Below are 20,771 nucleotides of genomic sequence, written 5' to 3'. Positions count from 1 at the left end.
ACCGGCGCGGCCTGGGTCATCGTCAAGCCCAGCCCCAGCACCAGCGCCGGCACCCCGAGGATGCCGCCGCCCGCGCCGGTCAGGCCCATGACCAGGCCCATCAACACGCCTAAAACGCTCGCCAGCAGCATTCAGTCCACCTTGCTCAGACGGGTCAGCCACTCGCGGCCCTTGAGCATGCCGTTCCAGTAGAACCACGGCAGCAATGTGGCTTTGAGGAACCACATAGAACGCCGCGCCCGGGTCGGGTCGAGGGGAAAGGTCGGCAGCAGCTTGCCGCCGTAACCGAACTCGGCCAGCACCACCTTGCCCTTCTCCACCGTCAGCGGGCACGAACCGTAGCCGTCGTACTTGAGCGGCAGCGGCGCCTGTTTGCGCAGGGCGAGCAGGTTTTCGGCGACCACCACGATTTGCTTGCGCACGGCGGCGGCGGTCTTGGCGTTGGGGGTGCCGCACACATCGCCCAGGCCGAAGATGTGCAGGTAGCGCAGGTGTTGCAGGCTGTGGGGGTTTACCTCGCACCAGCCGGCAGCGTCGGCCAACGGGCTGTAGCGGATGAAATCCGGCGCGACTTGCGGCGGCACCACGTGCAGCAGGTCAAAGGTTTTTTCCTCCAGCGTGACGTTGCCCTCGGCGTCCTTCACCTCGAACCAGGCCTTGCGCGCCGGGCCATCGACCTTGACCAGATTGGCGTTGAACGCCAGGCGCGCATGGTATTTCTCCACGTACTTCATCAACGGCGGCACAAAGGTCGCCACGCCGAACAGCGCCGCGCCGGCCAGGTTGAATTCGACGTCGATGTGCTTGAGGTCGCCCTGCCTGAGCCAGTGATCGCAGGACAGGTACATGGCCTTTTGCGGTGCACCCGCACATTTGATCGGCATGGCCGGCTGGGTAAAGATCGCCTTGCCGCGCTTCAACTGCTGCACCAGCTGCCAGGTATACGCGGCGTGCTCATAGCTGTAGTTGGACGTGACCCCGTTGCGGCCCAACGTGTCTTCCAGGCCCTCGACTTTCTCCCAGGCCAGGCGCAGGCCGGGGCAGACGATCAGGTTGTTCCAAGTGACGCGCTGGCCGCTGTCGAGCACCAGGGTGTGCTCATCCGGCAGCAACTCGGTAACGGCAGCCTGCACCCAGGTGACGCCATTGGGCAGCACGTCGGCCAGGGGACGCCGGGTCTTTTCCAGGTCGTAGGCGCCGCCGCCGACCAGGGTCCAGGCCGGCTGGTAGCAGTGATGATCGCTGGGTTCGATAAGGGTGATGTTGAGGTCGGGGTCGCGCTTGAGCAGGCTGGCCAGCAGGCCGATGCCTGCCGAACCGCCGCCGATGACGACGATATCGCCACTGATGGTTGGCCCCCAGTGTTGGTCGGTCATGGTCTATTGCCTTTTATCGTCAATGCACACAAGGGTCGCTGCCGTATGGCGTCACGCCCAGCTTTTTATCACCGCGCCGCAGTAAAGACCGGACAGTGTCTTCATCACTTGGATCACTTCATGGCTGGCCAGCCCGTAGAAGATGTACTTGCCTTCGCGACGGGTGGCGACCAGCCCTTCGTCACGCAGGATGCCCAACTGCTGTGACAGCGTGGGCTGGCGTACGCCGGTCATGGTTTCCAGCTCGCCGACGTTGCGTTCGCCCTGGGTCAACTGACACAGGATCAACAAACGATCCTCATTGGCCAGTGCCTTGAGCAAGGCACAGGCCTTGGACGCCGACGCGCGCAACTGGGCGACTTCGCCTTCACTCAGAGTAGATTCCATTTGCCTCGGGTCCTTTGCGTCACTTAAGCTAAAAACATTATGTGTAAATGTAAAGTGATTGTAATCACTTTTTTCAACATCAGGGGCAGCCGTCATGTCAGCGTTGATTCATTCCTTTCTGGACGAGGCGTCGTCGACCTACACCTACGTCGTCTATGAAACGCACGGCGGCCCGTGTGCCATCGTCGATTCGGTGCTCAACTACGACCCGGCCTCCGGGCGCACCGACACCGTTCAGGCCGACAAGGTCATTGCCTTTGTGCGTGAGCACGTCTTGCAGGTGCAATGGCTGCTGGAAACCCACGCCCATGCCGACCACCTGTCGGCCGCGCCGTACCTGCGCCGCACCCTGGGCGGCAAGATCGCCATCGGCCAAAGCATCAGCAAGGTGCAGGACGTGTTCAAGCATCTTTTCCACCTGGAGCCGGAGTTTCGCGTCGATGGCTCGCAGTTCGACCACCTGTTCGCGCCGGATGAAATCTTCCACATCGGCACCATCAAGGCCCAGGCCCTGCACGTGCCCGGGCATACCCCGGCGGACATGGCCTACCTGATCGACGACCGCTTGATCCTGGTGGGCGACACCCTGTTCATGCCCGATGTCGGCACCGCCCGCTGCGACTTCCCCGGCGGCGATGCGCGCCAGCTGTATGCGTCGATGCGCAAGCTCTTGGCCTTTGCCCCCGATACCCAACTGTACGTGTGCCACGACTACCCGCCCGAAGGCCGCGAGGCCAAATGCCTGACCACTGTGGCGGAGCAGCGCGCGGGCAATATCCATGTGCATGACGGAGTGGATGAAGCGGCGTTCGTGGCGATGCGCACCCAGCGCGATGCCGGGCTGGGGATGCCCACGCTGTTGTTGCCGGCGATCCAGGTGAATGTGCGGGCCGGTCATATGCCGCCAGCGGAGGAGAACGGGGTGGTGTACTTGAAGATTCCGTTGAACCAGCTCTAAAGCCGTCCTGCCTGGCGTCCATGCCATTCCATGCTCCGGGGGTGCTGCGCAGGTGCGATCAGGCTACGGCAAATTTCGACACGATCTGCTTGAGGTCCACCGCCAGCCTCGACAGTTCCTGGCTGGCGATCGAGGTCTGGCCGGCCGCCGAAGAACTCTGGATGGAAAGATCACGGATGCTGATCAGGTTCTGGTCCACCGAACGGGCCACGTGGGCCTGTTCCTCGGAGGCCGTGGCGATCAACAGGTTGCGGTCATTGATATCGGTAATGGCTTCGGTGATCTGAGTAATCGCCAGGCCCGCTTCATGGGCAATCTTCAAGGAGTCCACCGCTTCGTTGCGGTTGAGGGCCATGGAAGACACCGCTTCGCTGGAGCACGTCTGGATTTTCGCGATCATCTGCTCGATTTCCTGGGTCGAGGTCTGCGTTCTGTGGGCCAGGGCCCGCACCTCGTCGGCCACCACCGCAAAGCCCCGGCCCTGCTCCCCTGCCCTGGCGGCTTCAATGGCGGCGTTCAAGGCCAGCAGGTTGGTTTGCTCGGCAATCGAGCGGATCACTTCAACCACCCGGGCAATATCCTGGGCCTGCCTGGCCAGCCCTTCGACTTCGACGCCGGTCTGCTGCACCGTGGCGCTGAGTTTCTCGATGGAGGCGATGGTTTGCGTCACACGCTCCTGGCCCACTTTGGCCGAGCGTTGGGAGTCCTGGGTGGACTGGGACGCTGACACCGCATTGCGCGCCACTTCTTCAACTGCTGCCGTCATTTGGTTAACCGCCGTGGCGGCCTGATCGGTTTCCATGCTTTGGCGTTCAATACCGGCACTGGACTCGCGGGTGATGGCGCTCATCTCCTCCGCCGCCGCCGCCAATTGCCCGGACGCCTCGGAGATGTGCTGCAAGGTACTTTTCAGGTTCATTTGCATGGACGCCGTGGACCGTTGCAACGCGGTCAACTCGTCATTGCCATTGATGGCAATCGCCACGCGCAGATCGCCGTCGGCGATCTTGCCGGTCGATACCAGCAATTCACGCACCGGAGTAATGATGCTGCGAGTAAACAGGCTCGCTACCACGACGGTGATCAGCAAGGAGGCGGCCATCAATATCCAGGTGAACAGACGCGCCGCGTCATATTCGCTGGAAGCCACCTGCACCGCCGCCTTGGAGCCCCGTTCATTCAACGCGATCAACTCGCTGATGGAACGCTGCACATCCAGGGCAATCGGCCCGTTGACTTCGCGCAGGTAGGTCGACATCTGTTCAGCGGACAGGGTGGAGGCTTGCGCAAGAAATTCGTCCATCTTCTGGCTGTAGTTCTTGATGCTGGCTAATGCTTCGTTGTACTTGGCTTGCTCTTCGGGGCCTGAGACTAACGGCCCATAGCGTTCGGCAACATCGAGGGCTTCCGTACGGGTCGCCTTGAGTTTTTCCAGGGAGGCCGGATCCTGGCGGCTGATATCCATGGCATAACGACGTAGATCGAGACGAAGTTTATAAAACGCCGAATCTATTTCACCCGCCAAACGAATACTGGGGAGCCAGTTAGTTTCGATTTCAACCGTCGACGAATAGACCTTATCGACTTTTATCAGGGTCATTGCGCCTTGTATCAGCAGCAAAAGGCACACCAGGCCAAAACACAGTGTGGTACGGAAGTTCAACTTCAAGGCTCTCATGGACATCGCGGCTTACCCCTTTCCTGGGCCGCGAACTTCACGGCCTGATGGAGGCCAATGTGTTGAAATTCGTGTGAAAAATACGTGACCGCTGATGCAATTTTTCATTAACCAAAAATAAAAAGCCCGCCCTGATTATTACTTGGCTAACTATCAGGATCAGCGGTGCAGCCCCCTATTGAGATCAAACCATTAATCCACCCGGCGGCAATGGCAGCGCCGTCTTGTAGCGCACTTGCTTGAGGGCAAAGCTCGAGCGGATGTTGGCGACACCCGGCACCTTGGTCAGAAAGTCCATCATGAAACGCTCCAGCGACTGGATCGTCGGCACCAACACCCGGATCAAATAGTCCGGGTCGCCGGCCATCAAGTAGCACTCCATCACCTCGGGCCGGTCGGAAATCGCGCCTTCGAACTGCTGCAACGCCAGCTCGTTCTGCTTTTCCAGGCTCACATGGATAAACACGTTGACGTGCAGCCCCAGCAAATCGGCGTCGAGCAGGGTGACTTGCTCGCGAATCAGGCCCAGTTCCTCCATCGCCTTGACCCGGTTGAAACAAGGTGTGGGCGACAGGTTGACCGAGCGGGCCAGGTCGGCGTTGGTAATCCGCGCATTCTCCTGCAGGGCGTTGAGAATGCCGATATCGGTACGGTCCAGTTTGCGCATGAGACAAAATCACCTGTTTATTATGTTTATGCAGGTTTTTTATCCGCAAATGATCGCGGGCGCAATAAAACACAGATAAATATTCTTCTACGCCACGCCTATGATTGTTGTAGGACAAGATTTCTCTTACCCGGAGACTGACTGTCAGCTAGCGCGCCCACTACAAGAAATTCACAAGATCGAGCGTAGAAAGCCATGAATCAGCCGTATGCCCCACTGCGCCTGCACGTTCCCGAACCCTCGGGCCGCCCAGGCTGCAAGACCGACTTTACCTACCTGCGCCTGACCGACGCAGGCACCGTGCGCAAACCCGCCATCGACGTAGAACCCGCCGACACCGCCGACCTGGCCAAGGGCCTGATCCGCGTGCTCGACGACCAGGGCCAGGCCTTGGGGCCATGGGCCGAAGGGGTTCCCGTTGAAGTCCTGCGCAAAGGCATGCGCGCCATGCTCAAGACGCGGATCTTCGACAACCGCATGGTGGTCGCCCAGCGTCAGAAAAAAATGTCGTTCTACATGCAAAGCCTTGGCGAAGAAGCCATCGGCAGCGCCCAGGCCCTGGCCTTGAACATCGACGACATGTGCTTCCCCACCTACCGCCAGCAAAGCATCCTGATGGCCCGCGACGTGCCGCTGGTGGACCTGATCTGCCAGTTGCTGTCCAACGAGCGCGACCCGCTCAAGGGCCGCCAGTTGCCGATCATGTACTCGGTCAAGGATGCAGGCTTCTTCACCATCTCCGGCAACCTCGCCACCCAATTCGTACAGGGTGTGGGCTGGGGCATGGCCTCGGCGATCAAGGGCGATACCAAGATCGCCTCGGCCTGGATCGGCGACGGCGCCACCGCCGAATCCGACTTCCACACCGCCCTCACCTTCGCCCACGTGTACCGCGCCCCGGTGATTCTCAACGTGGTCAACAACCAGTGGGCCATCTCCACCTTCCAGGCCATCGCCGGTGGTGAAGCCACCACCTTCGCCGGACGCGGCGTCGGCTGCGGCATCGCCTCCCTGCGCGTGGACGGCAACGACTTTATCGCGGTGTACGCCGCCTCCGCCTGGGCCGCCGAGCGTGCGCGCCGCAACCTCGGCCCAACCCTGATCGAATGGGTCACCTACCGTGCCGGTCCGCACTCCACCTCGGACGATCCGTCCAAATACCGCCCCGCCGACGACTGGAGCCACTTCCCGCTGGGCGACCCGATTGCCCGCCTCAAGCAGCACCTGATCAGGATTGGCCAGTGGTCCGAAGAGGAACACGCGGCAGTCAGTGCCGAACTGGAAGCCGAGGTGATCGCCGCGCAGAAACAGGCCGAACAGTACGGCACCCTGGCCGGTGGCCAGATCCCAAGCGCCGCGACCATGTTCGAAGACGTCTATAAAGAGATGCCGGAGCACTTGAAGCGCCAGCGTCAGGAGTTGGGGATCTGACATGAACGATCACAACAACAGCATCGAATTGGAAACCGCCATGACCACCACTACCATGACCATGATCCAGGCCCTGCGCTCGGCCATGGATGTGATGCTTGAACGTGATGACAACGTGGTGGTGTTCGGCCAGGACGTCGGTTACTTCGGCGGTGTATTCCGCTGCACCGAAGGCTTGCAGACCAAGTACGGCAGCTCGCGGGTGTTCGACGCACCGATCTCGGAAAGCGGCATCATCGGCGTGGCCGTGGGCATGGGTGCCTATGGCCTGCGCCCGGTGGCCGAAATCCAGTTCGCCGACTACGTCTACCCCGCCACTGACCAGATCATCTCCGAAGCGGCGCGCCTGCGTTATCGCTCGGCCGGCCAGTTCACCGCGCCCTTGACCATGCGCATGCCCTGCGGCGGCGGCATCTACGGCGGCCAGACCCACAGCCAGAGCATCGAAGCGGTGTTCACCCAGGTCTGCGGCCTGCGCACGGTGATGCCGTCCAATCCCTATGACGCCAAGGGCCTGCTGATCGCCTCCATCGAAAACGATGACCCGGTGATCTTCCTTGAACCTAAACGCCTGTACAACGGCCCGTTCGACGGCCACCACGACCGCCCGGTAACACCGTGGTCGAAACACCCGCAAGCCCAGGTGCCGGACGGTTACTACACGGTGCCGCTGGACGTGGCCGCCATCGTGCGCCCTGGCTCGGCTGTCACTGTGCTGACCTACGGCACCACTGTGTATGTGTCGCAGGTCGCCGCCGAAGAAACCGGCATCGACGCCGAAGTCATCGACCTGCGCAGCCTGTGGCCGCTGGACCTGGACACCATCGTCAAATCCGTGAAGAAGACCGGCCGTTGCGTGGTGGTGCACGAAGCCACCCGCACCTGCGGCTTTGGTGCCGAGTTGGTGGCGCTGGTGCAGGAGCATTGCTTCCACCACCTGGAAGCGCCGATCGAACGCGTCACCGGTTGGGACACCCCCTACCCGCACGCGCAGGAGTGGGCGTATTTCCCAGGCCCGTCCCGAGTGGGCGCGGCGTTGAAACGGGTCATGGAGGTCTGAATGGGCACGCACGTTATCAAGATGCCGGACATTGGCGAAGGCATCGCGGAAGTTGAATTGTCGCAGTGGCATGTGAAGGTCGGCGACATGGTCGTCGAAGACCAGGTGCTGGCGGATGTGATGACCGACAAGGCGATGGTGGACATTCCCTCGCCGGTCCATGGCAAGGTGATTGCCCTCGGCGGCGAGCCGGGTGAAGTCATGGCGGTGGGCAGTATCCTGATCAGCATTGAAGTAGAAGGTGCGGGCAATGCCAAGGACGTGCCCGTGGTGGCGGAGCCGGTGAAAGCGGCTGCCGTTGTCGAGGCCAAGCCGGCACCGATGGTCGAAAGCAAGCCCGCACCGGTGGCAGCCGCACAGGCCCCCGTGGCCCGCGAGGCCGACGAACGCCCCCTGGCTTCCCCCGCCGTGCGCAAGCATGCGCTGGATGCCGGGATTCAACTGCGTCTGGTGCAGGGCTCCGGCCCAGCCGGGCGGATCCTGCACGAAGACCTCGAGGCCTACCTGCAACAAGGCGCGTCAAAAGCTTCGACGGCCGCCAACCCTTACGCCGAACGCAACGACGAAGAACAGATCCCGGTGATCGGCATGCGCCGCAAGATCGCCCAGCGCATGCAGGACGCCACCCGGCGTGCCGCGCATTTCAGCTATGTGGAAGAGATCGACGTCACCGCCCTCGACGAGCTGCGCGTGCACCTCAACGAGAAGCACGGCGCCACGCGCGGCAAGCTGACGTTGCTGCCGTTTATCGTGCGCGCCATGGTCGTGGCGTTGCGGGATTTCCCGCAGATCAACGCGCGCTACGACGACGAAGCCCAGGTCATCACCCGCCTCGGCGCGGTGCATGTGGGCGTCGCCACCCAGAGCGACATGGGCCTGATGGTGCCGGTGGTGCGTCACGCCGAAGCCCGCAGCCTGTGGGGCAACGCCGAGGAAATCGCGCGCTTGGCCAGCGCCGCGCGCAATGGCAAGGCCAGTCGCGATGAACTGTCCGGTTCGAGCATTACTCTGACCAGCCTGGGCGCCCTGGGCGGCATCGTCAGCACCCCGGTGCTGAACCTGCCGGAGGTGGCCATCGTCGGCGTCAACCGCATCGTCGAGCGGCCGATGGTGATCAAGGGCCAGATCGTGATCCGCAAGATGATGAACCTCTCCAGCTCCTTCGATCACCGCGTGGTCGATGGCATGGACGCGGCGCAATTCATCCAGGCCATTCGCGGCCTGCTCGAACAACCCGCCAGCCTGTTCCTGGAGTAAGGGCATGACCCAGACATTGCATACCACGCTGCTGATTATCGGCGGCGGCCCTGGCGGTTATGTGGCCGCCATTCGTGCCGGCCAGCTGGGCATCCCGGCCATCCTGGTGGAAGGCCAGGCGTTGGGCGGCACCTGCCTGAATATCGGCTGCATTCCGTCCAAGGCCTTGATTCACGTGGCCGAGCAGTTCCAGCAAACCGTGCACCACAGCCAGGGTTCCCGGTTGGGAATCGAGGTGGATGTGCCGACCCTGGACATCCGCAAAAGCGTGGAATGGAAAGACGGCATCGTCGACCGCCTGACCACCGGTGTCGCTGCGCTGCTTAAAAAGCACAAAGTGCAGGTGATCCATGGCTGGGCCAAGGTGGTAGACGGCAAGACCGTCGACGTCGGCGACCAGCGCATCCAGTGCGAACACCTGTTGCTGGCCACCGGATCGAAAAGCGTCAACCTGCCGATGCTGCCGATCGGCGGGCCGATCATCTCCTCCACCGAAGCCCTGGCGCCAACCCGCCTGCCCAAGCGCCTGATTGTGGTGGGCGGAGGCTACATCGGCCTGGAGCTGGGGATTGCGTATCGCAAGCTCGGCGCCGACGTGAGTGTGGTCGAAGCTCAGGATCGTATCCTGCCGGCCTACGACGCCGAGCTGACGCAACCGGTGCACGAATCGCTCAAGCAGTTGGGCGTGAAGCTGTACCTCAAGCACAGCGTGACGGGTTTCGAGCACAACAGCCTGCAAGTGCGCGATCCGAATGGCGACACGTTGTCGCTGGCGACGGACCAGGTGTTGGTGGCCGTTGGTCGCAAACCCAACACCCAGGGTTGGAACCTTGAGGCGCTGAACCTGGAGATGAACGGCGCGGCGATCAGGATCGACAGCCGCTGCCAGACCAGCATGCGCAATGTGTATGCCATCGGCGACCTGAGCGGCGAGCCGATGCTCGCCCACCGAGCGATGGCCCAGGGTGAAATGGTTGCCGAACTGATCAGCGGTCAACACCGCGAATTCAACCCGGCGGCGATCCCGGCGGTGTGCTTCACCGACCCGGAACTGGTGGTGGTCGGCAAGACGCCCGATGAAGCCAAGGCCGCCGGCCTGGACTGCATCGTGTCGAGCTTCCCGTTTGCCGCCAACGGCCGCGCGATGACCCTCGAGTCGAAAACCGGCTTCGTGCGGGTGGTGGCGCGACGGGACAATCACCTGATTGTTGGCTGGCAAGCAGTCGGCGCCGGCGTGTCCGAGCTGTCCACCGCCTTCGGCCTGAGCCTGGAAATGGGCGCGCGCCTGGAAGACGTGGCCGGCACCATCCACGCCCATCCGACGCTCGGCGAGGCGGTGCAGGAAGCTGCGCTGCGGGCCCTGGGCCACGCGTTGCACCTGTAAATAAACACCCCCTGTAGGAGCGAGCTTGCTCGCGAAGAACCTGAGGGCGCCGCGTTCATTCTGGTTTGACGCGTTATCGTTGACGATTTTCGCGAGCAAGCTCGCTCCTACAAGGGACGCGGGGGATGCGAATGGGCCTGCGAATGAAGTATTGTTGCGCCCATTCAGAAAAAAACCGACTTGACCAAAGATAGAGGGTGTCATGGGTAACGAAAGCATCAATTGGGACAAGCTGGGTTTTGACTACATCAAGACCGACAAGCGGTTTCTCCAAGTCTGGAAAAACGGCGAATGGCAAGCCGGCACCCTGACCGACGACAACGTGCTGCACATCAGCGAGGGCTCGACCGCCCTGCACTACGGCCAGCAGTGTTTCGAAGGTCTCAAGGCCTATCGCTGCAAGGACGGTTCGATCAACCTGTTCCGCCCGGACCAGAACGCCGCGCGCATGCAGCGCAGCTGCGCCCGCCTGCTGATGCCGCACGTCCCGACCGACGCGTTCATCGACGCGTGCAAGCAAGTGGTCAAGGCCAACGAGCGGTTCATCCCGCCGTACGGCAGCGGCGGCGCGCTGTACCTGCGCCCGTTCGTGATCGGCACCGGTGACAACATCGGCGTGCGCACCGCGCCGGAGTTCATCTTCTCGGTGTTCTGCATCCCGGTCGGCGCCTACTTCAAGGGCGGCCTGGTGCCCCACAACTTCCAGATCTCGACCTTCGACCGCGCCGCGCCACAGGGCACCGGTGCCGCCAAGGTCGGTGGCAACTACGCCGCCAGCCTGATGCCGGGCTCGGAAGCGAAGAAATCCGGTTTCGCCGATGCGATCTACCTGGACCCGATGACCCACTCGAAAATCGAAGAAGTCGGCTCGGCCAACTTCTTCGGGATCACCCACGACAACCAGTTCATCACACCGAAGTCACCTTCGGTGCTGCCAGGCATCACCCGCCTGTCGCTGATCGAACTGGCCCAGACCCGCCTGGGCCTGGAAGTGGTCGAAGGCGAGGTATTTATCGACAAGCTGGATCAGTTCAAGGAAGCCGGTGCCTGCGGGACTGCGGCAGTGATCTCGCCGATCGGCGGTATCCAGTACAACGGCCAGTTGCATGTGTTCCACAGCGAGACCGAAGTCGGCCCGATCACCCAGAAGCTCTACAAAGAGCTGACCGGCGTGCAAACCGGCGACGTCGAAGCGCCAGCGGGTTGGATCGTAAAAGTCTAAGCCAGTAACACCGCAAAACCCTGTGGGAGGGGGCCCCCTCCCACATTTGCTCTCCGGTGTATTCAAGATTCTTTCGGGATATTCTCGTCAATCTTCTTGCCCATGCTGATCCTCGGCTCCACCCCATACCCCAGCGCCTCATAGAACCCCACCACCGCCTCATTGCCACCGGTGATCTGCAGGTTGATCTTCATGCAGCCCAGGGCCGTCAGTACCTGTTCCGCATGCCGCACCAGCGAGGAACCGAGGCCATGACGCCGATAGCCCGGGTGCACGGCCACCGAGTACAACCAGCCGCGATGACCGTCGTAGCCGGCAAGCACCGTCCCGATAACAGTCTTTTTGTCCGTCGCCACAAAAAACAGCCCGTCATTGACCGCCAGTTTCTTATCGATCGTCAGGGTCGGCAGGTTATGCGCCGTGTCATACCCAAACGCCTCCTGCCATAACGCCACCACTTGCCCATGGTGCTGGCGGTCGCGATACGGACCGATGGGATGGCGCGACAACAGCGCTTTCTCCATCACCAACGTGCGCTCATTGCCGTGGTAGACGTCACGTACCGTGTGAAAACCCAGCTTGGTGTAGAACGGCTCGGCGGTCAGCGAGGACGGCACACTCAGCGTCGTCACCCCCGCTTCCCGCGCCCGCAGTTCGATTTCAATCATCAGCAACCGGCCAATGCCCTGCCCTTGCAGCGTCGGGTTGACGAACACCGAACGCACCACATTGGCATCCAGGGCCGCCGTGGCGACGATCACCCGGTCCTGGACCGCCACCAGCACCACACGGCGCTTGAGCAGGTCGAGCACCGCGTCCGGGGTGAAGTTGCTGGCCACCCGGGCAATCACATCCGCCGGATAGTCCCGCGCATTGCTGCTGTGCAAGGCCGCCAGGATGACCTGGCTGATCCCTTCGGCATCGTCGGATTGGGCAAGACGTACGACGGTAGACATGATTCCTCCTGGCTGACGGCGTTATTACAGTGGCCACTGTACCAATGTGGGAGGGGGCTTGCTCCCGATGGCGGTGTGCCAGTTGATGGATTGAGTGACTGATATACCGCAATCGGGGGCAAGCCACCCTCCCACATTTTGACCGCGCTCCAGCTCCCACCGCCGATTCGGCTGCCTCACCCCCCTTTTCAGCTTTCCCGGCTGAGCCGCCCCTTGGTTTCAGCCGGGATTCCCCTGCCACAGCGAACAAAATAGCCCCACTGCTCAACCCCATGGATTCGTGCACCCATGCAAACCACCAACACCGTCCTGATGATTCGCCCGGCGCGCTTTGCCTTCAACCCGGATACCGCGATCAACAACCGTTTCCAACGCCCACCCCTCGACCCGCTCAGTGCACAGCAGAAAGCGCTGGAAGAGTTCGACGGCTATGTCGACACCCTGCGCCGGCACGGCGTGGAAGTGCTGGTGGTGCAAGACACTCCGGCGCCCCACACACCCGACTCGATCTTCCCCAACAACTGGTGGAGCAGCCACGCCGACGGCAGCCTGGTGCTGTACCCGATGGAAGGCCAGAACCGCCGACTGGAACGTAACAAAGGCGTGCTGCAAGTGCTGGAGCAGCGCTTTGCGATCAAGGACACCATCGACCTCAGCCACCTCGAACAACAGAACATCTTCCTCGAAGGCACCGGCAGCATGGTGCTCGACCGCCAGCACCGCATCAGCTACGCCTGTCACTCCGGGCGCACCCACCACGACGCGCTGCGCCAGTTTGCCGAACGCCTCGACTACCGGCTCTGCGTCTTCCACGCCGTCGACCGCCACCACGCACCGATCTACCACAGCAACGTGATGATGAGCGTCGGCCGCGACCTCTCGGTGGTGTGCCTGCAAGCGCTGCCCGACGCCGACGAACGCCAGGCCCTGGAACGCTCGCTGCGCGACACCGGCAAAGACATCCTCGGCCTCGACTTCGACCAGCTCGAAGCCTTCGCCGGCAACATGCTCGAAGTCCACGACCGCGACGGCCAGCCGCTGCTGGCGATGTCTGCCAGTGCCTGGGGCGCGCTGCAACCGGCCCAGCGCCGGCATGTGGAGCGCCACACCCGGCCGGTGGTGGTGAACATCGACAACATCGAACGCATCGGCGGCGGCAGTGCCCGCTGCATGCTGGCAGAAGTGCATCTGCCCGCCCGTCCCTCATTTCAATAAGGAGTCTTGCCATGACCCGCTATATCGACGTCAACGACCTCAGCTATCTGGTTTCGCAAAAAGGCCTGCACACCTGCATCACCGAGATGGCCGAGTACATCCGCGCCGACTACCTGCGCTGGCAGGACTTTGAGAAATGCGCACGCCTGGCCAACCACTCGCCGGATGGCGTGATCGAGTTGATGCCGGTGTCCGACGCCTCGCTGTACGCCTTCAAGTACGTCAACGGCCACCCGAAGAACACCTTGGCCGGCATGCTCACCGTAATGGCCTTTGGTGCCCTCGGTGACGTCGACACCGGCAAACCGGTGCTGCTGGCGGAAATGACCCTGACCACTGCCATTCGTACCGCCGCCACGTCGGCCCTGGTGGCCCGCTACCTGGCCCGCGCCAACAGCCGCAGCATGGCGTTGATCGGCAACGGCTCCCAGAGCGAATTCCAGGCCCTGGCCTTCCACGCCATGCTCGGCATCAACGAGATCCGCCTGTTCGACATCGACGCCAAGGCCACCGCCAAGCTGGCAGCCAACCTCAAGGCGTTCCCGGCAATCAAGGTGATCCTGGCCGGCAGCGTGGCCGAAGCGGTCAAAGGCGCGGACATCGTCACCACCGTCACCGCCGACAAGGCCTACGCGACCATCCTCACCGACGACATGATCGAGCCCGGCATGCACCTCAACGCCGTGGGCGGCGACTGCCCGGGCAAGACCGAACTGGACCGCCGCATCGTCGAGCGCGCCCGTGTGATCGTCGAGTACGAACCGCAAAGCCGCATCGAAGGTGAAATCCAGCACATGCCGGAAGACTCGCCGGTGACCGAGTTGTGGCAGGTCATCAACGGCCAGGTCGCCGGCCGCGAGCATGAGCGCCAGGTCACCCTGTTCGACTCGGTGGGCTTTGCCATCGAAGACTACTCGGCCCTGCGCTATGTGCTGGACGTGGCCAAGGCCCTGGATGTCGGCAGCGAACTGGAACTGGTGCCGGACCTGGCCGACCCCAAGGACTTGTTCGCACGCCTGGCCCAACAGCCTCGTGCACAGCACAAAAAGCGCGCCTGAGACCGCTCTGGCATGCCCCTTTGCGCCAAGGGCAGGCCGGATTTCCAGGACTGAAAAGCCGATTCATAGGGTGCTACAGCCGATTCCGCTGCATTACGTGTTTTAACAGCGCAATTTGCGCTTTGAGCGCGGGGTAAACGACACAAAAAACGCACCATCATGAAGCATTCTGAGCCCGACCAAAGCGTCACCGAATGCATGCACGCTGCACCCTTTTTACTGCCCTGACATCAATTACAAAATATAGGGACCGACACATGACTCCACTGCGATCACTCTTCGCTGCGTTGCTGTTGCCACTGTGCGCCAGCGCCGCCCACGCCCAGGATTGGAAAGAAATCCGCTTCGGCGTATTCCCCGAGTACCCCCCGTTTGAATCCGTGGCCGCCGACGGCAGCCTGCAAGGCTTCGATATCGAGTTGGGCAACGCGATCTGCGCCAAGCTCGAGGTCAAATGCACCTGGGTGCACAACGAATTCGACGGCATGATCCCGGCCCTGCGCGCGCGCAAGTTCGACGCGATCATGTCGTCCATGGCTGTAACCCCGGCGCGCGAGAAAGTCATCGACTTCACCGACCGCCTGTTCCTCAGCCCCACGTCGGTGATCACGCGCAAAAACGCCGACTTCGGCGGCACCCCGGAATCGTTGAAAGGCAAACAGGTCGGCGTGCTGCAAGGTTCGTTGCAGGAAGCTTATGCCCGTGCACACCTGGCCAGGCTGGGCGCGCAGATCAAGGCGTACCAGTCCCAGGAACAGAACTACGCCGACCTGCAGAACGGCCGTCTCGACGCTACCCTGACCGACAAGCTCGAAGCCCAGCTCAACTTCCTGTCCAAGCCTGAAGGCGCCGACTTCAAGACCGGCCCGGCCTTCAAGGACCCGACCCTGCCCCTGGACATCGCCATGGGCCTGCGCAAGAACGACCAGGACTTGCGTGCGCTGATCAACAAGGGCATCGCCGCCGTCCAGGCCGATGGCACCTACGCACAGATCCAGAAGAAATACTTCGGCGATCAAGACATCTACAACGAATAAGCCAACACAATCCCTTGTGGGAAGGGGCTTGCTCCCGATAGCGGTGGGTCAGTCAATACAGGTGTCGACTGGCACGCCCTCATCGGGAGCAAGCCCCCTCCCACAGGGGTATGTCTGCGCCCTTTAGAGATCTCCCCATGAACGAACTCCTCAACCTGCAAGGCTACGGCCCGATGCTCGCCCAGGGTGCCTGGATGACGGTCAAGCTGGCGCTCCTGGCGCTGGCCCTGAGCCTCGCCCTGGGCCTGATCGCCGCCGGCGCCAAACTTTCCAGCGCCCAATGGCTGCGGGTGCCGGCCACGCTGTACACCACGCTGATCCGCAGCGTGCCGGACCTGGTGCTGATCCTGCTGATTTTCTACAGCCTGCAACTGTGGCTCAACGACCTGAGCGAAGTGTTCGGCTGGGACTACTTTGAAATCGACCCGTTTACCGCTGGGGTCATCACCCTGGGGTTTATCTACGGCGCGTATTTCACCGAGAACTTCCGTGGCGCGATCCTCAGTGTGCCGGTCGGCCAACTCGAAGCCGCCACCGCCTACGGCCTGAGCCGCTGGCAGCGTTTTCACCTGGTGCTGTTCCCGCAGCTGATGCGCTTTGCCCTGCCGGGCCTGGGCAATAACTGGCTGGTGCTGCTCAAGTCCACGGCGCTGGTGTCGATCATCGGCCTGTCGGACCTGGTCAAGGCCGCGCAGAACGCCGGCAAGACCACCAACGAGCCGTTGTACTTCCTGATCCTCGCGGGCCTGGTGTACCTGGTGATCACCACCCTCTCCAACCGCATCTTCAAGCGCCTCGAACGGCGCTACAACCTCGGCATCAAGGGGATGGCGCGATGATCGAACTGTTCCAGCAATACGGCCTGGCCTACCTGTTCAGCGATGGCACCGGGTTGTCCGGCGTTGCCATGACCTTGTGGCTGTTCATTATCTCGGTGGTGCTGGGTTTTTTCCTCTCGATCCCCCTGGCGCTGGCCCGCGTGTCGGAACACTTCTGGCTGCGCTGGCCGGTGGAGGTCTACACCTACCTGTTCCGCGGCACGCCGTTGTATATCCAACTGTTGATCTGCTACACCGGGCTGTACAGCCTGGAGGTGGTGCAGGACAACGCCCTGCTCAACCAGTTTTTCCGCAATGCCCTCAACTGCACCCTCCTGGCCTTTGTGCTCAACACCTGCGCCTACACCGTGGAAATCTTCGCCGGGGCGATCCGCAACATTCCCCACGGCGAACTCGAAGCGGCCCGCGCCTATGGCCTGCACGGCTGGCGCCTCAACCTGTTTGTGGTGGTGCCTGCCGCACTGCGCCGCGCGCTGCCGGCCTACAGCAATGAAATGATCCTGATGCTGCACGCCACGTCGCTGGCGTTTACCGCCACCGTCGCCGACATCCTCAAGGTGGCGCGCGATGCCAATGCCGAGACGTTCCTGACGTTCCAGGCCTTCGGCATCGCCGCCCTGCTCTACATGCTGCTGTCCTTTGCACTGGTGGGCCTGTTCCGACTGGCCGAACGTCGCTGGATGCGTTTTCTTGTTCCTACCCGAGGCTAACCCATGAATCAGTCCGCGCAGGCCCTGGCCACTTATCCTGTCGATGTACCCGTTACCCAGGCGGCAACTGCTGCCGTCAAGCTGCAGGCCGAAGGCATCCATAAACGCTACGGCGAACACGAAGTGCTCAAGGGCGTGTCCCTCAACGCCCGCAATGGCGACGTGATCAGCCTGATCGGCGCCAGCGGCTCGGGCAAAAGCACGATGCTGCGCTGCATCAATTTTCTCGAACAGCCGGACGCCGGCGTCATCACCCTGGACGGCATCAGCATCGAAATGCGCCAGGGCCGCGCCGGCGCCCGTGCGCCGCACCAGGAACAATTGCAGAACCTGCGTACGCGCCTGGCCATGGTGTTCCAGCACTTCAACCTGTGGAGCCACATGACCGTGCTGGAAAACATCACCATAGCCCCGCGCCGGGTGCTGGGGGTAAGTGCCGCCGAAGCGGAAAAACGCGCGCGCATGTACCTCGACAAGGTCGGCCTGCCGGGCCGCGTGGCCGATCAGTACCCGGCGTTCCTGTCCGGCGGCCAGCAACAGCGCGTGGCCATCGCGCGGGCCCTGGCGATGGAGCCGGAAATCATTCTGTTCGATGAACCCACCTCCGCCCTCGACCCCGAACTTGTAGGAGAAGTCCTCAAAGTCATACAGACGTTGGCTGAGGAAGGTCGTACCATGCTGATGGTCACCCACGAAATGGGCTTTGCCCGCCAGGTGTCCAGCCAAGTGCTGTTCCTGCATCAGGGCCGAGTCGAGGAACAAGGCGGCGCCGAGATCCTCGACCACCCCAACAGCGAGCGCTTGCAGCAATTTCTTTCCAACCGTTTGAAGTGAAACCCATGGATACCAAGGCCAACGGACCCCATACCTCCCCTGCGCTGGATCGCATCGATGAGGCGATCATCGAAGTGCTGCGCCACCAGGGGCGTATCACCTATGAAAAGCTCTCGTCACTGGTGCACCTCACCCCCAGGCCCTGCCTGGAGCGGGTGCGCAAGCTGGAGCGACGCGGGGTGATTCGCGGGTACGGCGCGATCATCGATGTACAGATGGTCTCGCCCGGACTGTCGCTGCTGGTGCTGGTGGCCTTGTCCAACCAGAGCGGGCGCTCGGCGCAAAAGGCCTTCGAAGCCTGTATGAAGGCGTGCCCCCAGGTGTTCGAATGCCAGCTGATCAGCGGGCCGTTCGACTACAGCCTGCGCATGCGCTGCCGGGACATGGAGCACTACCGGGTGGTATCGGAGATCTGGCTGAACAATGATGAGTTGCACATCGATAAGTTGGTGGCACATCCGGAGTTGGCGGTGGTGAAAAATACCGCCATCGAACTGGCCTAGATCCTCAAACACTGGAAATCCAATGTGGGAGGGGTTTGCCCCTCCCAGATTTTTAACCGCGCCCGCTTGAAATACGCTTGCCGAGCTTGGTGCCAATCATCTTCGCCTGCCCATCCTTCTGCTTCCCCGTACGTGCCTCGCTGATCAACCCCGGGATCAACTTGCCCTCGGGCAGATTCTTCCAGAACCGGCTCGGCAAGTGCCCTTCCATCACCTTGGGGTTCAACCGCGCCGGGTTGAAGATATGGCTGTAGTACGTCAGCCACATCGCACTGTGGGGATCCTCGACATTCTGCGCCAGCTGCTGCCAGGCCTCAGGGCATTGGCGTTGATGAATCAACTGTTCGCCATCGTAATAAACCCCATCCAACGGCGTGGCGATCATCCAGCGATGGCGCCCCATGCGCCCGACAAAATGCTGGCTGGCGCTCTTGAGAATGTCATGGGCCGGCTCATGCCAGGCCACGTACTCCGGCAACTCGGGCCCTGCCCCTGCCGGCAAGGCGATAAAGCGCACAAACGCATGCAGATGATGGGCCTCGCGGCTGACCTGCTTGATGCGCCGCTGCAGCTCAGTGCCGAGTTTATCCCCCGCCAGCATCGCGGTGCGGTCACCATGGCTGACGCGCCAGAGCACTTCGTACAACAGGCTCCAACGCTGGTCGCCGTGGTAGCAGGCGGCCGACTCCAGCAACTCCAGCAGCGCCTTGGGAATGCGCGCCTGGAACGGCCCCAAGCCTGCGGGGATCGGCTCATCGGTCGCAAACAGATCCGCCGCCTGCATCTCGCCCCAGCTGACCTGGCTGGGGTCGACCTGATGGCTGAGCAGCCAGCGCGCCTGTTCGCGCCAGGTGCTGAAAAGGTTGTCGCATTCCAGGCTGATCATCCCCACAACCCCATCTGCTGCGGCTGCGGGCGGTCGCGCAGTTGCTCGCGCAGCAGCACGCTGGTGCTGTCCGCCTGTTGCGGGTGGTAGTCACTGGTGATGAAAAACGGCTTGGCCTTGGCCAGCACACAGCGCATGCGCGCCAGGTCTTCAAAGCGGATCTTGCGTTCGCGGCGCAGGTCCACCAGGCGCTGGGTGGTGCGCAGGCCGATCCCTGGGATGCGGGCGATCAAGGTCGGCTCGGCGCGATTCAGGTCCAGGGGGAATACCTCGCGGTGCTCCAGGGCCCAGGCCAGCTTGGGGTCGATGTCCAGGGCCAGGTGGCCGGGGCCTTCGAACAGTTCGTTGGCACTGAAGCCGTAGCTGCGCAGCAGGAAATCCGCCTGGTACAAGCGATGCTCGCGCATCAACGGCGGCGCGGCCAGTGGCACGCTTTTCGGGCTGTTGGGGATGGGGCTGAAGGCCGAGTAATACACGCGGCGCAGCTTGAAGTTGCCATACAGCGCCTCGGCACTGTGGAGGATGGTGCTGTCGTCGGTCTCGTCGGCGCCGACGATCATCTGGGTGCTCTGCCCGGCCGGGGCGAAACGCGGTGCGCGGGGTTCGTTCAGGACTGTCTGCTCGCCGGTGTAGATGGTCTGCATGGCCTGCTTGATCGAGACGATCTGCTTTTCCGGCGCCAGGGTTTGCAGGCTGGCATCGGTGGGCAGTTCGATATTCACGCTGAGGCGATCGGCGTAGCGCCCAGCCTCGGCAATCAGCGCCGGGTCGGCTTCGGGGATGGTCTTGAGGTGGATGTAACCGCGAAAGTCATGCTCTTCGCGCAGCAGTTTGGCCACCCGCACCAACTGCTCCATGGTGTAGTCGGCCGAACGAATGATGCCGGAGCTGAGGAACAGCCCGCTGACGCAGTTGCGCTTGTAGAAATCCAGGGTCAGGGTGACCACCTCCTCCGGGCTGAAGCGTGCACGGGGCACGTCGCTGGAGCGGCGGTTGACGCAGTATTGGCAGTCGTAGAGGCAGAAGTTGGTGAGCAACACCTTGAGCAAGGATACGCAACGACCGTCCGGCGTGTAGCTGTGGCAGATGCCCATGCCATCGGTGGAGCCCAGACCCGCCTTGCCCTCCGAACTGCGCTTGGGCGCGCCACTGCTGGCGCAGGAGGCGTCGTACTTGGCCGCGTCGGCAAGGATGCTGAGTTTTTCGATCAACTGCATGGAAGGCTACCGATACTGGTTTTTTGTACAGTACCAGTAGCCCAACAGTGTTGCTAGTACCACCTGTAGGAGCGAGGGGGACGCCTAGTTCTTGCT

Annotated in this window: 20 protein-coding genes and 1 pseudogene; 13 read left to right on the top strand and 8 right to left on the bottom strand. The window is 62.2% G+C overall.

The features are described 5' to 3' along the window. Nucleotides 1-131: 131 nt before the first annotated feature. Nucleotides 132-1,376, bottom strand: coding sequence for an NAD(P)/FAD-dependent oxidoreductase (locus tag BFQ01_RS00285; protein WP_065923802.1), 1,245 nt, complete (start codon nucleotides 1,374-1,376; stop codon nucleotides 132-134). A 51-nt stretch (nucleotides 1,377-1,427) separates the two neighbouring features. Continuing rightward, nucleotides 1,428-1,763, bottom strand: coding sequence for an ArsR/SmtB family transcription factor (locus BFQ01_RS00280; RefSeq protein ID WP_017527038.1), 336 nt, complete (start codon nucleotides 1,761-1,763; stop codon nucleotides 1,428-1,430). A 94-nt stretch (nucleotides 1,764-1,857) separates the two neighbouring features. Between BFQ01_RS00280 and BFQ01_RS00275 the strand changes: the two genes are divergently transcribed. Continuing rightward, on the top strand, nucleotides 1,858-2,721 hold the full coding sequence (locus BFQ01_RS00275) for an MBL fold metallo-hydrolase (RefSeq protein WP_065923801.1): 864 nt from the start codon (nucleotides 1,858-1,860) through the stop codon (nucleotides 2,719-2,721). 58 nt (nucleotides 2,722-2,779) lie between these two features. On the opposite strand, the gene BFQ01_RS00270 is transcribed toward BFQ01_RS00275, so the two are convergent. Beyond that, nucleotides 2,780-4,399, bottom strand: coding sequence for a methyl-accepting chemotaxis protein (locus tag BFQ01_RS00270; protein ID WP_370671239.1), 1,620 nt, complete (start codon nucleotides 4,397-4,399; stop codon nucleotides 2,780-2,782). 184 nt (nucleotides 4,400-4,583) lie between these two features. Then, nucleotides 4,584-5,066: an Lrp/AsnC family transcriptional regulator gene (locus BFQ01_RS00265; protein WP_027606189.1), complete on the bottom strand. Its 483-nt coding sequence runs from the start codon at nucleotides 5,064-5,066 to the stop codon at nucleotides 4,584-4,586. A gap of 195 nt (nucleotides 5,067-5,261) precedes the next feature. On the opposite strand from BFQ01_RS00265, the gene BFQ01_RS00260 reads away from it, so the two are divergent. The 4 genes from BFQ01_RS00260 to lpdA are packed head-to-tail and all read left to right on the top strand — an operon-like array spanning nucleotide 5,262 to nucleotide 10,198. After that, nucleotides 5,262-6,497 (top strand): 3-methyl-2-oxobutanoate dehydrogenase (2-methylpropanoyl-transferring) subunit alpha, encoded by a 1,236-nt coding sequence (locus tag BFQ01_RS00260; protein ID WP_065923800.1) that lies wholly within the window; start codon nucleotides 5,262-5,264, stop codon nucleotides 6,495-6,497. Nucleotide 6,498: 1 nt separating this feature from the next. Continuing rightward, nucleotides 6,499-7,557 carry an alpha-ketoacid dehydrogenase subunit beta gene (locus tag BFQ01_RS00255; RefSeq protein ID WP_065884833.1) on the top strand — a complete coding sequence of 353 codons (1,059 nt, stop codon included), beginning with the start codon at nucleotides 6,499-6,501 and terminating at the stop codon, nucleotides 7,555-7,557. Beyond that, nucleotides 7,558-8,814, top strand: a complete 1,257-nt coding sequence (locus tag BFQ01_RS00250; RefSeq protein WP_065923799.1) for a dihydrolipoamide acetyltransferase family protein — start codon at nucleotides 7,558-7,560, stop codon at nucleotides 8,812-8,814. It begins immediately after the preceding gene. A gap of 4 nt (nucleotides 8,815-8,818) precedes the next feature. Then, nucleotides 8,819-10,198, top strand: a complete 1,380-nt coding sequence (gene lpdA / locus BFQ01_RS00245) for a dihydrolipoyl dehydrogenase (RefSeq protein WP_065923798.1) — start codon at nucleotides 8,819-8,821, stop codon at nucleotides 10,196-10,198. Between the two features lie 12 nt (nucleotides 10,199-10,210). Here the strand turns inward: lpdA and BFQ01_RS32765 are convergent. After that, a pseudogene (locus tag BFQ01_RS32765) lies at nucleotides 10,211-10,297 on the bottom strand (outer membrane lipoprotein carrier protein LolA); the annotation flags it as partial. 103 nt (nucleotides 10,298-10,400) lie between these two features. On the opposite strand from BFQ01_RS32765, the gene BFQ01_RS00240 reads away from it, so the two are divergent. Beyond that, nucleotides 10,401-11,420 (top strand): branched-chain amino acid aminotransferase, encoded by a 1,020-nt coding sequence (locus BFQ01_RS00240; protein WP_065923797.1) that lies wholly within the window; start codon nucleotides 10,401-10,403, stop codon nucleotides 11,418-11,420. 62 nt (nucleotides 11,421-11,482) lie between these two features. Here the strand turns inward: BFQ01_RS00240 and BFQ01_RS31045 are convergent, their stop codons facing one another. Continuing rightward, the gene (locus tag BFQ01_RS31045) at nucleotides 11,483-12,376 is read right to left on the bottom strand and encodes a GNAT family acetyltransferase (protein ID WP_083244829.1); all 894 of its coding nucleotides are present in this window, start codon (nucleotides 12,374-12,376) and stop codon (nucleotides 11,483-11,485) included. A gap of 288 nt (nucleotides 12,377-12,664) precedes the next feature. Between BFQ01_RS31045 and ctlX the strand changes: the two genes are divergently transcribed. The 7 genes from ctlX (at nucleotide 12,665) to BFQ01_RS00200 (ending at nucleotide 18,572) form a co-directional block, all read left to right on the top strand. After that, nucleotides 12,665-13,591: a citrulline utilization hydrolase CtlX gene (gene ctlX / locus BFQ01_RS00230; RefSeq protein ID WP_065923796.1), complete on the top strand. Its 927-nt coding sequence runs from the start codon at nucleotides 12,665-12,667 to the stop codon at nucleotides 13,589-13,591. Nucleotides 13,592-13,602: 11 nt separating this feature from the next. Next, a complete protein-coding gene (locus BFQ01_RS00225) occupies nucleotides 13,603-14,649 on the top strand; it encodes an ornithine cyclodeaminase (protein ID WP_065923795.1) in 1,047 nt (348 codons plus the stop codon). Between the two features lie 257 nt (nucleotides 14,650-14,906). Beyond that, on the top strand, nucleotides 14,907-15,686 hold the full coding sequence (locus tag BFQ01_RS00220; RefSeq protein WP_065923794.1) for an ABC transporter substrate-binding protein: 780 nt from the start codon (nucleotides 14,907-14,909) through the stop codon (nucleotides 15,684-15,686). 137 nt (nucleotides 15,687-15,823) lie between these two features. Further along, complete coding sequence (locus BFQ01_RS00215) at nucleotides 15,824-16,525, top strand: ABC transporter permease (protein WP_027606180.1); 702 nt, start codon at nucleotides 15,824-15,826, stop codon at nucleotides 16,523-16,525. Then, entirely contained in the window at nucleotides 16,522-17,235 is a 714-nt protein-coding gene (locus tag BFQ01_RS00210) for an ABC transporter permease (RefSeq protein WP_065923793.1), read from the top strand. Before BFQ01_RS00215 ends, BFQ01_RS00210 begins: the two co-directional genes overlap by 4 nt. Nucleotides 17,236-17,238: 3 nt before the next feature. Beyond that, the gene (locus BFQ01_RS00205; protein WP_065923792.1) at nucleotides 17,239-18,069 is read left to right on the top strand and encodes an ABC transporter ATP-binding protein; all 831 of its coding nucleotides are present in this window, start codon (nucleotides 17,239-17,241) and stop codon (nucleotides 18,067-18,069) included. A gap of 5 nt (nucleotides 18,070-18,074) precedes the next feature. Beyond that, nucleotides 18,075-18,572, top strand: coding sequence for an Lrp/AsnC family transcriptional regulator (locus BFQ01_RS00200; RefSeq protein ID WP_053138651.1), 498 nt, complete (start codon nucleotides 18,075-18,077; stop codon nucleotides 18,570-18,572). 52 nt (nucleotides 18,573-18,624) lie between these two features. Here BFQ01_RS00200 and BFQ01_RS00195 read toward each other — a convergent pair whose 3' ends face one another. Continuing rightward, a complete protein-coding gene (locus tag BFQ01_RS00195) occupies nucleotides 18,625-19,458 on the bottom strand; it encodes a TIGR03915 family putative DNA repair protein (RefSeq protein WP_065923791.1) in 834 nt (277 codons plus the stop codon). Beyond that, nucleotides 19,455-20,675 (bottom strand): putative DNA modification/repair radical SAM protein, encoded by a 1,221-nt coding sequence (locus BFQ01_RS00190; RefSeq protein ID WP_027606175.1) that lies wholly within the window; start codon nucleotides 20,673-20,675, stop codon nucleotides 19,455-19,457. The genes BFQ01_RS00195 and BFQ01_RS00190 overlap by 4 nt, the downstream gene beginning before the upstream one ends. Nucleotides 20,676-20,771 lie beyond the last annotated feature (96 nt).

Origin of the sequence: Pseudomonas sp. 8 R 14 (assembly GCF_900005955.1) — a bacterium.
GTDB lineage: Bacteria > Pseudomonadota > Gammaproteobacteria > Pseudomonadales > Pseudomonadaceae > Aquipseudomonas > Aquipseudomonas marginalis.
The sequence above is the reverse complement of the archived record's forward strand: the minus strand, read 5'-3'. Positions and strand labels throughout refer to the sequence as shown.